This window comes from uncultured Flavobacterium sp. (genome assembly GCF_963922255.1).
Classification (GTDB): Bacteria; Bacteroidota; Bacteroidia; order Flavobacteriales; family Flavobacteriaceae; genus Flavobacterium.
This window is the reverse complement of record NZ_CAWUIC010000004.1, coordinates 155,167-168,336: the sequence shown is the minus strand read 5'-3', so window position 1 is coordinate 168,336 and position 13,170 is coordinate 155,167. Positions and strand designations below refer to the sequence as shown.

Here is a 13,170-nt window from a genome sequence, read left to right as displayed (position 1 = left end):
TTAATTTAAGGTTATGTATTGTAAATTTAATTGTGTTAAGTTGTATTGTAAAAGAGTTTCTAAATAATCCATTTGAATGGAAGTTGCATTTTCTAAACTCATTATGTATTGAAAAAAGTCAATTTCTCCATGTTTGTAGCTCATGTCAGCCACTTTTATGATTTCTTCGGATAATTTCTTTCCATATTGATTATAGTAATTGATTCCTTCTTGAAATTTTTCTAAAGTTTGTTTCTGTTGGCTTAAATGTGTTTCGATTTTAAACATTTCATTTTCTTTTTGAGCTTCCCAACTTTGTAATTCAATTTTAGCCACTTTGTTTTTAGCCACATTTCCATTATAGAATAAGGGAATAGAAACTCCTACTTGAAATCCATATAAAGAAGAAGATAAACCTGTGTTTTTTCCTTGAAAATATTCAAAATGCAAATCGGGTAATGCTTGTTGTTTTTGAAAGGATATTTGTTTTTTATAAATATCTGTAACATCCTCATAATATAAACTGTATAGCTCTTTATTATTAGTATTACTTAAATAATATTCTTCTTTTAATTCTGTTGAAGAAATTACTAATTTTTCATCTGTTTGCACCAAAGATTTAAGCTTGTCATAAAACCCAATTTTATCTTTTTTAATTTGATTTAATTTGGTTTTAATTTGACGAAATTTAGCTTGAGCTGTGATTTTTTCCAAGTAATTACTTTCTCCTAATTCGAATCTTCGATCACTTGCTTTTGAAAAATTTTGATATAAACTATCTAAATAATTGTATAATTTTTCTTGATGTTGTACAAAAACGATTTGATTATAAACTGTAGAAATTTCAAGAGTCAATTGACTTTTCTGTAAATTCAAATTTGAGTTTTCTTTCTCATATTCTGCTTGTAATACTTTCTTGTGCGCTCCATAAACCGTTGGAAAAGCAAAACTTTGTTGCACTCCAAAAACCTTTAACGGAATATTGTTTGCAGGTAAATTGTTCTGATCATAACTATAATAAATATTAGTTTTGTCAATAGAATATGCTGTTTTTATGGATGCTTTTGCTTTATCTACTTGTAATTGCATTGCTTTGATATTGTTATTATTCGCAATTCCTTTTGCTACTAAACTATCTAATTCAGGATTATTATTTTGAGCAAATCCGAAACCTGTAAACATGAAAAATAGAATTATATAAGTTCCTGATGTATGTTTTTTGAATTTTGGCTTTTTAAATTCTTTGGTATCCATAATTTTATATAAAACAGGTAAAACTAACATCGTTAATAAAGTAGCTGTGAATAAACCACCAATTACAACCGTTGCTAAAGGTCTTTGTACTTCTGCACCCGCTGATGACGAAATTGCCATTGGTAAAAATCCTAATGCAGCAGCAGCAGCTGTTAATAAAACAGGTCTTAATCTATCTGTTGTACCTTTTAGAATTAATTCATCAATGTTTTTCATGCCTTCATGTTTTAATTCTTTGAAATGTTCTATTAATACAATTCCGTTTAAAACGGCTATTCCGAAAAGGGCGATAAATCCAACTCCAGCTGAAATACTGAAAGGTAAATCGCGAATCCACAAGAAAAGAACTCCACCAACTGCAGATAAAGGAATAGCAGAATACACCATTAAAGCCTCTTTTACAGAACCAAAAGCAAAATATAATAAGATAAATATCAAAAATAAAGCTATTGGAACAGCAATTAATAGACGAGCTTTGGCACTTTGAAGGTTTTCAAATTGTCCACCATAAGTGACTCTGTAACCTGTAGGTAATTTGATTTTAGTATCTACAATATTCTGAATATCATCAACAACACTTTGTAAATCTCGGTTTCTAACGTTAATTCCAACGACAATTCTTCTGTTGGTATTATCTCTTGAAATTTTGGCTGGACCAGTTGTGTATTCAATATTTGCTAATTCTTGCAACGGAATTTGTTGTCCATTTGGAGCCGAAACGTATAAATTTTGAATATCTTGAATTCCAGAACGATTTTCTTTATCTAGACGAATCACCATGTCGAAACGTTTTTCACCTTCAAACACATTTCCAACTGTTTTTCCTGCGAAAGCTAAAGATAAAACATCATTTAAATCTGCTATATTCATCCCAAATTGAGCGATTTTCATTCTATTATACGTTACAGCCATTTGCGGTAAACCTTCTGTTTTTTCGATAATAATATCCGAAGCACCTTCTACATTTTTGATTGCTTTGGCAATTTCGTCTGCTTTTCGGGCTAAGATTTCTAAATCGTCACCAAAAACCTTCACAGCAACATCTGAACGTGTTCCTGAAATTAATTCGTTAAAACGCATTTCTATTGGTTGCGTGAATTCGATTTCCATATTTGGAATCTTCTTTTCGATGGCTTCTTTTATTTTATCAGCTAATTCGTCTTTTGTATCAGCTGAAACCCATTCTGATTTTGGTTTTAATTTGACAATCACATCACTTTCTTCCATACTCATTGGATCTGTTGGAACTTCTGCAGCTCCTATCCTACTGACTACTTGATCAACTTCTGGAAAGTTTTTTAAGATGATTTGTTCGATTTTTGTTGTTGTCTCAATAGTTTTAGTTAAAGAAGTTCCAGTTTTTAAAACCGGTTGAATTACGAAATCACCTTCATCTAAAGTTGGAATAAATTCACCACCCATCGTCATAAATAAAGTTATAGCTAAAGCTAACAAACCTAAAGCACCATATAACACCTTTTTTGTATTGGCTATTGCCCAAGTTATGGAAGGTAAATACCAAGAATTCAATTTATTGATTAATTTATTGGAAAGTGAATTTGGATTTTCTGCAGTTGGTTTTAAGAATAATGATGAAACTACTGGAACATAAGTAAAACAGAATAACATAGCACCAACTAAAGCAAAACTGAAAGTCATTGCCATAGGTTTAAACATTTTTCCTTCAACACCAGAAAGTGATAATATAGGAATAAATACAATTAATATGATTAATTGACCAAAAACAGCCGAATTCATCATTTTTGAAGCACTTTTATACGTTATTTCATCGATTTGAACTTGTCTATCTTCTTTAGATAATCCAACTAAATGTTTCGATTTATGAGCGATTTGGAAAGCTATAAATTCCACTATAATTACAGCTCCATCTATTATAATTCCAAAATCTATCGCACCTAAACTCATTAAGTTGGCATCAATTCCGAAAATATTCATAAAAGAAATTGCAAAAAGCAAACATAATGGAATTACCGAAGCTACAACTAATCCTGAACGCCAATTTCCTAATAATAAAACCACTACAAAAATTACAATCAAACAACCTAAAATAAGGTTTTCAGCTACTGTGAAGGTTGTTTTTCCAACTAATTCACTTCTTTCTAAAAATCCGTTGATATAAACTCCTTTTGGTAATGTTTTTTCAATTTCTAAAACTCTTGCTTTTACATCATCAATAACTTGCTTAGAGTTTCCTCCTTTTAGCATCATTACTTGACCTAAAACTTTTTCACCTTCTCCATTTCCTGTGATGGCTCCAAAACGATTGGCTGAACCATAACGAACATTGGCTACGTTTTTAACATAAATTGGATTTCCATTTCCATTTTTTATGACAATGTTATTGATATCTTCAATAGATTTAACTTTTCCTTCTCCACGAATAAAATAACTTTGATTGGTTTTTTCGATATAAGCTCCACCTGCAATACTGTTATTCTTCTCTAAAGCCGAAAATACATCATTAATTGAAATATCCATCGCTTTAAGAGCTGAAGGTGTTATGGCAACTTCATATTGTTTTAGATATCCACCCCAAGTATTGATTTCCACAACTCCATCTATACCAGATAATTGACGTTTAACTACCCAATCTTGTAAGGTTCTTAAATCGGTTACCGAATATTCATCTTTATATTCTGGTTTTACTTCTAAAGTATATTGATAAATTTCACCTAAACCCGTTGTAATGGGTCCCATTTCTGGAGTACCGAAACCAGCAGGAATTTTTTCTGAAGCTGATTTTATTTTTTCAGCAATTAGTTGTCTTGGTAAATACGTTCCCATTTCTTCATCAAAAACTATTGTTACTACTGATAATCCGAATTTTGAAATAGAACGAATTTCTTCCACACCAGGTAAATTGGCCATTTCTAATTCAACTGGATAGGTAATATATTGCTCAATATCTTGTGTAGAAAGATTTTGAGAGGTTGTAATGACTTGTATTTGATTATTTGTGACATCTGGAACTGCACCAATTGAAATTTGAGTAATAGAATATACTCCAAAACCAACAATTCCTAAAATAAATAATAGGACTATGAATTTATTTTTTAAGCTAAAAGCTATAATTTTTTCTAACATTTAAAGTAAATTGAAATATTAATAAATAGTATTTACCTAATTCACAGATAAATACAATTAATAAAATAGAAATTAATGAAAATTTCTACCAAATAAAATGTTAGGTTATTTTAGGTGGCAACCAAATTGAAGTAAATAAGTTTGATTGAAAGTAATTCTTATAAAAAAAATCTTTTTTTGCTGAAATTATAGTTTTAATAATTTCAAGTTGAAAGCTTAAAACAGGAAAAGTAAATAATACATTCATAGTATTATCAAATGTTTTAAAAGGTAAGTTTTGGTGTTCAGCTTGATTGTTATCTGAGTTTTTTGAATAATGAAATTTTATAAAATCTATAAATGAACTTGAATTTGAAGCAACTTCATTCTTATGTTCATTATAGTGTTCTATTAAATTTGGAATTTTCAAGAATTGCCCTATTGATGTGTTGGCACACAAAAATATTGTTATTAGAAAAATGGCAATTACTTTATTCATCTTGTAAAATTAGTAAAAAAAATACTTTACTATGTAACTTAAATCACACAAATATAAGCTAGTTAACGCTAAGAAAGATTAAGAGTTACTTAATTTCTTCCTCAGGAAAACTTAAGATTATAGTAGTTCCTTTATTTAATTGTGATTTTATGTTTATTGTTATGTTTAATAATTCACAAAGTCTTTTTACTATTGATAATCCTAAACCAGTTCCTTTTATTTCTGGATGATTTAAACTTTCTGATCTAAAAAAAGCATTAAATATTTTATTTTTATCTTTCTTTGAAATTCCTAATCCTTCATCTGTAATACTACATTTTATGATATCATTTTCATTATATAATTTTACTGTAATATTTGAGTTTCCACCAGAGTACTTTAAGGCATTTGAAAAAACGTTACTCAAAATTATAGAAACTAAATTATAATCAGATTGAATATAAAATTCTTTTTCAAATAGATGAATTACTTTACACTTTTTATCTTTTATTTTTTGTGAAAAACGAGCTGAAGTATCTAATAAAAGAGCATTCAACAATAGACTTTCTGATTTAATATTTTGTTTTTCATTTTCGAATCTTGCCAATAATAATAGTTCGTCAACTAATTTATTTACTCTATCAACCTCACTAATACAAAAATTAATTTTATCTTCATATTCTTGTTTTTCACGAGGTTTACGTATTAAAACTTCGAGTGTTCCTTTAATTATAGCCAAAGGCGTTCTCAATTCGTGAGAAGCATCCGATGTGAATTGTTTTTCTCGTTCAATGGCTTTTTCAATTCTATTCAATAAATTATTTATTGTCTCTGATAATTCGTATAATTCGTCTTTATTTTCTGGAAGTGAAATTCTTGTATTTAGATTATCTTTTTTTATTTTATTGGATGTTTCAATAATTGTTTTAACTGGCTCAATGCTTCTTCCAACAATGAATCTTGCTACTAAAAACAATATTCCAAGTACTAAAGGAAAAGTAAATAATAATGTATAACGCAAATTACGAAGTACCAAATTTGCATCTTCTAAAGACATTGCGATTATGATGTAACCAACAACTTTTTCTTTGTATGTTACGTCAATTTGGGATTGTCTTATTGAAATCTGATTCAATTTAGCATCAAAATAAAGTGGCACTCCTTCTTCTGATTTATGAAATAATAGTTGTGAGTTTTTAAGATTTGGAGATTTATCAAACATTTTTCCTTCAGCGTTTGTAAACTGAATAAAAATTGGATTTACATCTAAAGTATTATGCTCTTTTTCTTTCCATTCATGTTGGTCAATTAACGTAAAACCTTTGTCTGAAATGCTTATTTCATCAAATAATTTTGTTCTTTCTAAAGCAATATCATTTTCAATATGTCTGTAAACTGATTCTTTGACACTTACATAAATAACCGTGAAAACAACAGATATCAATAACCCTGTAGTTACTATATAATAAAAAGCAATTCTATTTCGGTAGGAAAATGTTGGCATGGAGAATTAGTTTAAATCATTAGCGATGTATCCAACTCCTCGAATGGTTTTAATTAAATCATTTTCTTTAGTAAGATTTAATTTTTTTCGAATTGCATTCATAAAAACATCAATAACACTAGTGTCATATTCAAAATGTATGTTCCAAACGTCTTCAATGATTTGGTTTCTTGTGCAAACTTTTGCTTTATTTTTTATTAAATAGGTCAAAAGTTCAAACTCTCTTTGTGTCAAAGAAATTTCTTTATGATCAACAAGAACTTGGTATTTTAATAAATTGACTTTGATATTTCCTAAAGTAAGTGTGTCAAGAGCATTATTTTTCCGAAAATATACTTTTATTCGTTCTAATAATTCTTCAAAGCTAAATGGTTTTTTAATATAATCATTTGCACCTGCTTTCAACCCTTCGATTGTTTCCTGAACTGTGTCTTTTGCTGTTAAAAATAAAATAGGAACATCAATATTAGATTTTCTAATTGTTTTACAAACTTCAATTCCCGTGATTTTTGGTAACATCCAATCTAGAAGAATTAAATCAATAGGTATAGTAAGTGCTAAATCTAAACCTAATTGTCCATTAGAAGCCGTTAAAACTTCATATCCTTCTTCTTCTAAACCTTGTTTCAAAAAATTAGCAATACCAATTTCGTCTTCAATAATTAAAATTTTCATATTGAATTTATTAAGGTTTAAATTTACAACTAATCAAATTGTAAAAGAATTAAATATTGAATTTTAATCATAAATTAAGTTTACATGACAAATTTGAAACCAATACTTCCAATATTTGCATTTAAACCATCGCTTCTTGCATAATGATTAAACCTAAAATCGATGTTTTTTAACCCAAATTTCCAAATCTGAAAATTTGTAAATATATCTACATAGTTCACTCCAAAACCATATTGATTAGCATTGAAAGACGATAAATCATAATCTGAAGTATAAAACTCTTCTGTTGAAAGGTGTTTTTCAAAAGCAGCAAAATATTTAGATTGCTGTTGAGTGTAATAACGATACATTGGAAAAACCGTAAACTTATCTGAAATTTTTATAGGCAATTCTATACTTGCTGTATGAGAAGTGATGTCCCAATTGTCCCAATAATATCTGTAATACGTTCTAATAGTTACTCTTTCATTTAAATAATAATTCAAACGTGCTCCTACAGGTATTTTAGTTCTTGAATCAGGCAAACGTTCAATATCATCTGCTAATTTGTAAACTCCTTGATTTTGTATTGTTTCATAAACCGGAATATATTGGGCTTGACCTACATAATAATCTGCTTTATCAGCAAAATGTACTCTATGATAAGGTGTAGAAAGTAATCCTTGTTGTTGAATTACATCAAAAAACAATGAAAACTGCATATTTTTTGTCGCTACTTGAGAGAAACCAAATGAAGCCGAATATGAATTACGATTTACTTTATCTATAGTTGAAAACATGGATGGATTGTAAGAACTTGTTGAAATTCCGTTTTCATCAATTACATCATAAAAGAATCTATTGTCTGCAAAGTCAATTAGTTCTTTTGGATAAATAGGTCTCCATTGATCTAAATATACATTAGCTTTTAATGAAAGTTCTGTGTTTTTATTATTGAAAAGTTTAGCAATTCCACCACCAAAACCAATGGAAGTGTAATCATATTCATTAGAAAACGAAACATCTGCATTCCAGACCAAATTTCTATCATCACTTGAATGACTATAATTTGCAACTAAAGATGTCAAAGCATCAGATTGAGAAGCTCCAGAGGAAGCCTGCCAAGGATTTGTGTTCGTTTTATCGTACGGATTGATATTACTTGACGATGCAGAAGTATAAGCTGAAATTCCAACATCAAAAGTCAGAATGTCATCATCATTCATGGGTAAAGAAACTATAATATTTGAAGCTACATCTGTTAAATCTTCAGAACCCATTCCTCCAGAAACAGCTGAGTGAACACCATCTTGTTTATAATAACTCAATAAAAAGTCAACTTCTGTACTTTCTAAAACTCGTTTCTTGTAAACAATACTGTCATTTTCTTGTGCAAATGATAGGGAAATATTACAAAGGGCAAATAAAATTAATAGCTTTCTCATAATATATTAGTTACAACCGCAACCACCACCTGTTTTTCCACCATTAGCACCTGCAGCAGCTTCACGATACACTTGAAAAGCGGTTTCATATCGTTCAAATGTTTGAGCTGATAATTTCATGGTTGTATCATTAATCTTTTGCATATCATATTCCTTCACTGCTTTACAAGATTGTAAGCTTATGAAACCAACAGCAACAATTATTAGTTTTTTCATCTATTCGTATTTTTTTAAATCTATATTTTTTGAAGCATGAATTGCTCCTTTATCATCCACAATTATACATTCTATACCGTTAATTTGATTGACAAAGTCGAGACCAACTTCAACTCCCATAACAAAAATACCAGTTGCCAAAGCGTCTGCTAATTCTGTTTGTTTTGCAAAAACAGATATACTTACAATTCCTCTTGCTGGATAACCTGTTCGTGGATCAATTATGTGAGAGTATCTTTTTCCTTCAAATCTCACAAATTTTTCATAACTTCCTGATGTTTCTACAGCTGTATCTTCTAAAGGAAAAGTAGCAAATACTTTGTTTTTATTCATTGGATTTATAATACCTATTGTCCAAAGTTTTCCATCAACTTGTTTTCCCCAAGTACTAATATCTCCTGAAACATTCACTATACCAGCTACACATCCATTAGACTGCAATAATTCTTTGATTTTATCAGCAATATAACCTTGTCCTATTCCACCTAAACCCAACTTCATTCCCTTGTTTTTCAAGAAAATAGTCGTGTCCTTTGCATTTAAAATTATATTTTGATATCCTACTTTTGCAACTGATTTTTTTATTTCTTCAGCAGTAGGCATTTTTTTCATGCTTCCATCAAATTTCCAAATTTTATCCATAGAAGCATAGGAAATATCAAAAGCTCCATCTGTTAATTTGGAAATCTTAATCGCTCTTTCTACCAAATTATAGACTTCTAAATCAACTTTTACAGGTTGAATTCCTGCATTTGTGTTAACCATAGAAATTTGTGATGTAGGAATCCAATCTGAAATTAAATTTTCAATTCTTTTTACTTCAGCAATTGCATCTTCTGTATAATTGTTACCTTCTATACTATCTTTTGCAACCACTGTAATATCAAAAGGACTTCCCAAAAGAGATGCCTTTTTCTTGTAAGTAATTTGACCAAAACTTATAAAAGAAACAAGCGACAATATGCTAACAAAGAAAAACTTCACTATTCTTTAAAAGATTTTAATTTTGTAATAAATTCTTTAGCGTCAATCTTTTCATAACCCATAATTCCTAAAACTTTACCTTCATTATTCATTACGATAACTTTAGGAAAACTACCTTCTGGATTATAAATTTCTGCTAATTCTTGATTGGCTTTTGTTTGAGCTTCTGGCAATGCATTAGCTTTCTTTTTTGGAAAATCAGCTTTTAATAAAACCCAATTTTCAGGAGCTTCAGTTTTAAACTCCTCAGATTGCCAAACAGTTCTATCTAATTTAATACAAGGTGCACACCAATCTGAACCTGAAAATACTAAAATAATTTTTTTAGATTCTGAAGTAGCTTCTTCTTTAGCTTTTTCAAAATTGGTTATCCAGTCTTGAGCAGAAATTAGCGAAGTTGTTAAAAAACAAATGATTAATAATACTTTATTCATGATATCAATTTTTATTCAAAATAACGAAATTATTTCTCCAGTAGTATCAAGAGAAAAATAATTTAAGCTAATCTTAAGGTTTATTTAGTCATTATAAAAAGCTTCTGATATATTATTGCATAAAAAATATCAAAAGAATAAATAAACCGTAACTTTTTAACATAAAAACCGTAAAATTTATTTTATCAATGATTTAAATTTGTAACAGCTCCAAATTACAAATAAAATGAAAAGTAAAATAGAAATTTTTAAAACTACTTTTTGTTCTACAACATTAAGTATTTATTTAGGCCTATTGGTCTATAGCGTATTTGAAATTGATTTTTCAAGCTCCATAAGTCTAATTGAATTATTAATAAAATCAATTTCCACAAGTTTTACGTCTGGTTTGATTTTGGGTGTTTTAAATGCTGCTTTTAGCAATACGTTAATCAAACAGAAAGGTTTGTTTCAAAGAATAAATGGAATTTTCACTATTATTTTTTAATTATTAGTGATTGTATGTTAATTTAATTTTAATAGTAAATCAGGGTTGTAGAAAGTAAAATTCTATAGCCCTTTTTTTGTAAATTATTTTCAGAAAATATTTCTTAATTAAAAATTATATTGAAAATAATATAAATTACAAATTACAAAAGTCCATTAAATTTCCTAACAAACCATTCCGTAGCCAAAGCAATTGCTAATAAAACCAATAACCAAACCCAATCAATCAAAGGAGATTTCTTGACGATTTCTTTTTGAATGACTTTGTAGTTATCGTTTGCCAATAAATTATCAACTAAAGCATCAATATTTGTAGAATAAAAAGCTTTTCCGTTGGTGTTTTGAGCCAATTGATCTAAACGGTTAATGTCAGCATTTACGAATTGTTTTTCGATTTCAAAATCCAAAATTTCGAACGAACCTGAATATTTAGTGTTGCTGTTCTTTTCGGTAACAGTGAAACTATAATTTCCAGCTTCTAAATTATCTAAACTTACTTTGTATTCGTTATTTCCTTTTAAGAAATCATAGGTTTTAGAAGTGTTTTTAGTCTTGTTTTGAAGGTTGATAGCCAATTTTGCATTCTCGTCAAATTCGTAGTTTTTATTAAAGAATTGAGCTGTAATTTCGATTGGTTCACCTGAATTATAAAACGATTCATGATTTACAACCAATGATTTATTAGCACTATTTGTAGTCAAAAATTGTACAATTTTGTCCATAAAGGTATCAAATTGCGTAAATTCTTTGGTTTTGACGTGACTTTCAATTCTCCATTTCCAAATGTTTTCACCAAGTAAATATGCATTTCTATTCGCTCCATTTTCAGAAAAACACAACATTGGATTTTCAACCTCAATTCGATTGATTTTTGAACCTAATAAAACAGAAACATTGCTATTTGTTTTCACAGAACCAAATCCGTTTTCCAAAGGTGGAAAATAATCAAAACCAATATTGTCTTGTGCAAAAAGATTAAATTGTTCCTTAAAAGAAGCCACATAATTCTCTTTTTGATTAGCCATTTTAAAGGTTAAATCGGTTTGCGATTGATTCATAACATTAAAATCAGTTGACTTTCCTGTGATGAAAAAAGCATTTAAACCTAGTTTTTTAGCTTGACTAATTACAGAAGAAAATTCATTAGTTGGCTGATAAAATATACAAACATTAAATTTTGTTAAATCGCTAATTTCCTTAGGTTTAAAAATAGTTACTTTACGTTGTTGATTAGCTTCAATACTTCGTTTAATGGCTCCTAAATCTGGATGGTTTATAGAAGAAATTAAGGCAATTTCTTTTCTTTGGTCCAGAACTTCAACCGCAAAATATTTGGTATTATTTGTCTTGTTTTTTTCTGTCAAATTACTAGAAACATTAACTGTATATTTTTTAGTTCCAATAGAATTCGCATTCAATAAAGCAGTAACGGTTTTTACCTTTTGATTGGCTGAAAGCGAAACAGATTCTTTAAAAATCACACTTCCATTTTCAGCAATAGAAACATTGGCAGAAATTGATTTTTGACCGTTATACTGTACAAATACTTCAACCGGAAATTTATTCTTCAAAAACGCATATTTATTCACGTTTACTTGATTGATTTTCAAATCTTCTACTTCTGTCGTATCACCAACAATTACTGGAAACACATTCGCATTCGACTGAAAAGAATAAATATAATCGCTTCCTTGTGTTTGATTTCCATCCGTAACCAAAATCACAGGGAAAATTGGTGCTTTGTACAATTGCTTAATGTCTTTAGCAACTTGATCAATTTTAGACTGTTTTCCTTTGAAATCCAAGGCTTTATCTTGATAAATTTCGTCATCAAACAAATAAGTCTGAGCCTCAAATTTATCTTTCAACTTGCTATTTTCGCTTAAAGCTTTAAAAACATTTGTTGTATTTTCAGAAGCTTCTAATTCATTGATGGATTGTGAATTATCAAAAAATATAGGCAAAGGAGTTTTAGATGTTTCCAATGTTTTTCGAGAAATAATTGGATTAATCAACAACAAAAACACCGTAAAATAAGAAACAAAACGCAAAAAAGTCAAAAACAAATTCAAAGTTGACTTGTTCTTGACTTTATATAAGTATTGATAAAACGACAATAATCCAGCGATTACTACTGAAAGAATTAGAAGGAAGATTGTGGTTTTAGTCATTATTTAGGTTATGAGTTTAAAAGGTTATAAGGTTAAGAGGCTTTGTGGTTACTTAATGTTTGCTTTTTGTGATTTGTATAAACCGTCAATTAGCATATTTACTTCGGTTATTTTTTCTCTTATTTGAAGGTATTCTGATTCTGTAATATATTCAAAATCAAAACTCAAAATCATTTGATTTAATAATTCTAATGAGGAACTAAATGCTATTTCAGTAAAGCGAGCTTTGTCTTTAAAAGAATTTCTTCCTGAACCTTCAGCTAAATTTGAAGAAATGGAAATGGAACAACGTCTCATTTGACTTGTCAATCCAAATAACTCATCCTTAGGAAATTGTTTAGTTGTTTTAAAAATTAGTAAAGCCAATTCTCTGCTTTTTTGCCAAGCAATCAATTTTTCAAAACTAAATACTCTCATATAAAAATATTTTATTTCAACACAATCCCTTTTAACCTTTTAAACTCCTAACCTTTTAACCAAA

The 13,170-nt window shown here is 28.9% G+C and carries 11 protein-coding genes; 1 reads left to right on the top strand and 10 read right to left on the bottom strand.

The window, feature by feature from the left end; genetic code table 11:
* The 8 genes from AABJ49_RS05355 to AABJ49_RS05320 form a co-directional block, all read right to left on the bottom strand.
* The gene (locus AABJ49_RS05355) at window positions 1-4,338 is read right to left on the bottom strand and encodes a CusA/CzcA family heavy metal efflux RND transporter (RefSeq protein WP_338376719.1); all 4,338 of its coding nucleotides are present in this window, start codon (window positions 4,336-4,338) and stop codon (window positions 1-3) included.
* Between the two features lie 100 nt (window positions 4,339-4,438).
* The gene (locus AABJ49_RS05350; RefSeq protein ID WP_338376717.1) at window positions 4,439-4,816 is read right to left on the bottom strand and encodes a hypothetical protein; all 378 of its coding nucleotides are present in this window, start codon (window positions 4,814-4,816) and stop codon (window positions 4,439-4,441) included.
* Window positions 4,817-4,901: 85 nt separating this feature from the next.
* Window positions 4,902-6,299, bottom strand: coding sequence for a HAMP domain-containing sensor histidine kinase (locus AABJ49_RS05345; protein ID WP_338376715.1), 1,398 nt, complete (start codon window positions 6,297-6,299; stop codon window positions 4,902-4,904).
* Window positions 6,300-6,305: 6 nt separating this feature from the next.
* The gene (locus AABJ49_RS05340; RefSeq protein WP_338376711.1) at window positions 6,306-6,974 is read right to left on the bottom strand and encodes a response regulator transcription factor; all 669 of its coding nucleotides are present in this window, start codon (window positions 6,972-6,974) and stop codon (window positions 6,306-6,308) included.
* 80 nt (window positions 6,975-7,054) lie between these two features.
* A complete protein-coding gene (locus AABJ49_RS05335) occupies window positions 7,055-8,398 on the bottom strand; it encodes a DUF3570 domain-containing protein (RefSeq protein ID WP_338376708.1) in 1,344 nt (447 codons plus the stop codon).
* Between the two features lie 6 nt (window positions 8,399-8,404).
* Window positions 8,405-8,614, bottom strand: coding sequence for a DUF4266 domain-containing protein (locus AABJ49_RS05330; protein ID WP_338376707.1), 210 nt, complete (start codon window positions 8,612-8,614; stop codon window positions 8,405-8,407).
* A complete protein-coding gene (locus tag AABJ49_RS05325; RefSeq protein WP_338376705.1) occupies window positions 8,615-9,598 on the bottom strand; it encodes an FAD:protein FMN transferase in 984 nt (327 codons plus the stop codon).
* Window positions 9,598-10,032 carry a thioredoxin family protein gene (locus AABJ49_RS05320; RefSeq protein WP_338376703.1) on the bottom strand — a complete coding sequence of 145 codons (435 nt, stop codon included), beginning with the start codon at window positions 10,030-10,032 and terminating at the stop codon, window positions 9,598-9,600. The genes AABJ49_RS05325 and AABJ49_RS05320 overlap by 1 nt, the downstream gene beginning before the upstream one ends.
* Window positions 10,033-10,258: 226 nt before the next feature.
* Here AABJ49_RS05320 and AABJ49_RS05315 point away from each other — a divergent pair, with 226 nt between their 5' ends.
* Entirely contained in the window at window positions 10,259-10,519 is a 261-nt protein-coding gene (locus tag AABJ49_RS05315; RefSeq protein WP_338376701.1) for a hypothetical protein, read from the top strand.
* A 142-nt stretch (window positions 10,520-10,661) separates the two neighbouring features.
* Here AABJ49_RS05315 and AABJ49_RS05310 read toward each other — a convergent pair whose 3' ends face one another.
* On the bottom strand, window positions 10,662-12,689 hold the full coding sequence (locus AABJ49_RS05310) for a hypothetical protein (RefSeq protein WP_338376699.1): 2,028 nt from the start codon (window positions 12,687-12,689) through the stop codon (window positions 10,662-10,664).
* Between the two features lie 48 nt (window positions 12,690-12,737).
* Window positions 12,738-13,106: a four helix bundle protein gene (locus AABJ49_RS05305; protein ID WP_338376697.1), complete on the bottom strand. Its 369-nt coding sequence runs from the start codon at window positions 13,104-13,106 to the stop codon at window positions 12,738-12,740.
* Between the last annotated feature and the right edge of the window lie 64 nt (window positions 13,107-13,170).

What these genes read in the sequence shown, in the direction of transcription:
- AABJ49_RS05355 (WP_338376719.1), bottom strand. Translation starts at nt 4,338, where the DNA reads ATGTTAGAAAAAATTATAGCTTTTAGCTTAAAAAATAAATTCATAGTC.
- AABJ49_RS05330 (WP_338376707.1), bottom strand. Translation starts at nt 8,614, where the DNA reads ATGAAAAAACTAATAATTGTTGCTGTTGGTTTCATAAGCTTACAATCT.
- AABJ49_RS05345 (WP_338376715.1), bottom strand. Translation starts at nt 6,299, where the DNA reads ATGCCAACATTTTCCTACCGAAATAGAATTGCTTTTTATTATATAGTA.
- AABJ49_RS05350 (WP_338376717.1), bottom strand. Translation starts at nt 4,816, where the DNA reads ATGAATAAAGTAATTGCCATTTTTCTAATAACAATATTTTTGTGTGCC.
- AABJ49_RS05305 (WP_338376697.1), bottom strand. Translation starts at nt 13,106, where the DNA reads ATGAGAGTATTTAGTTTTGAAAAATTGATTGCTTGGCAAAAAAGCAGA.
- AABJ49_RS05320 (WP_338376703.1), bottom strand. Translation starts at nt 10,032, where the DNA reads ATGAATAAAGTATTATTAATCATTTGTTTTTTAACAACTTCGCTAATT.
- AABJ49_RS05340 (WP_338376711.1), bottom strand. Translation starts at nt 6,974, where the DNA reads ATGAAAATTTTAATTATTGAAGACGAAATTGGTATTGCTAATTTTTTG.
- AABJ49_RS05315 (WP_338376701.1), top strand. Translation starts at nt 10,259, where the DNA reads ATGAAAAGTAAAATAGAAATTTTTAAAACTACTTTTTGTTCTACAACA.
- AABJ49_RS05310 (WP_338376699.1), bottom strand. Translation starts at nt 12,689, where the DNA reads ATGACTAAAACCACAATCTTCCTTCTAATTCTTTCAGTAGTAATCGCT.
- AABJ49_RS05335 (WP_338376708.1), bottom strand. Translation starts at nt 8,398, where the DNA reads ATGAGAAAGCTATTAATTTTATTTGCCCTTTGTAATATTTCCCTATCA.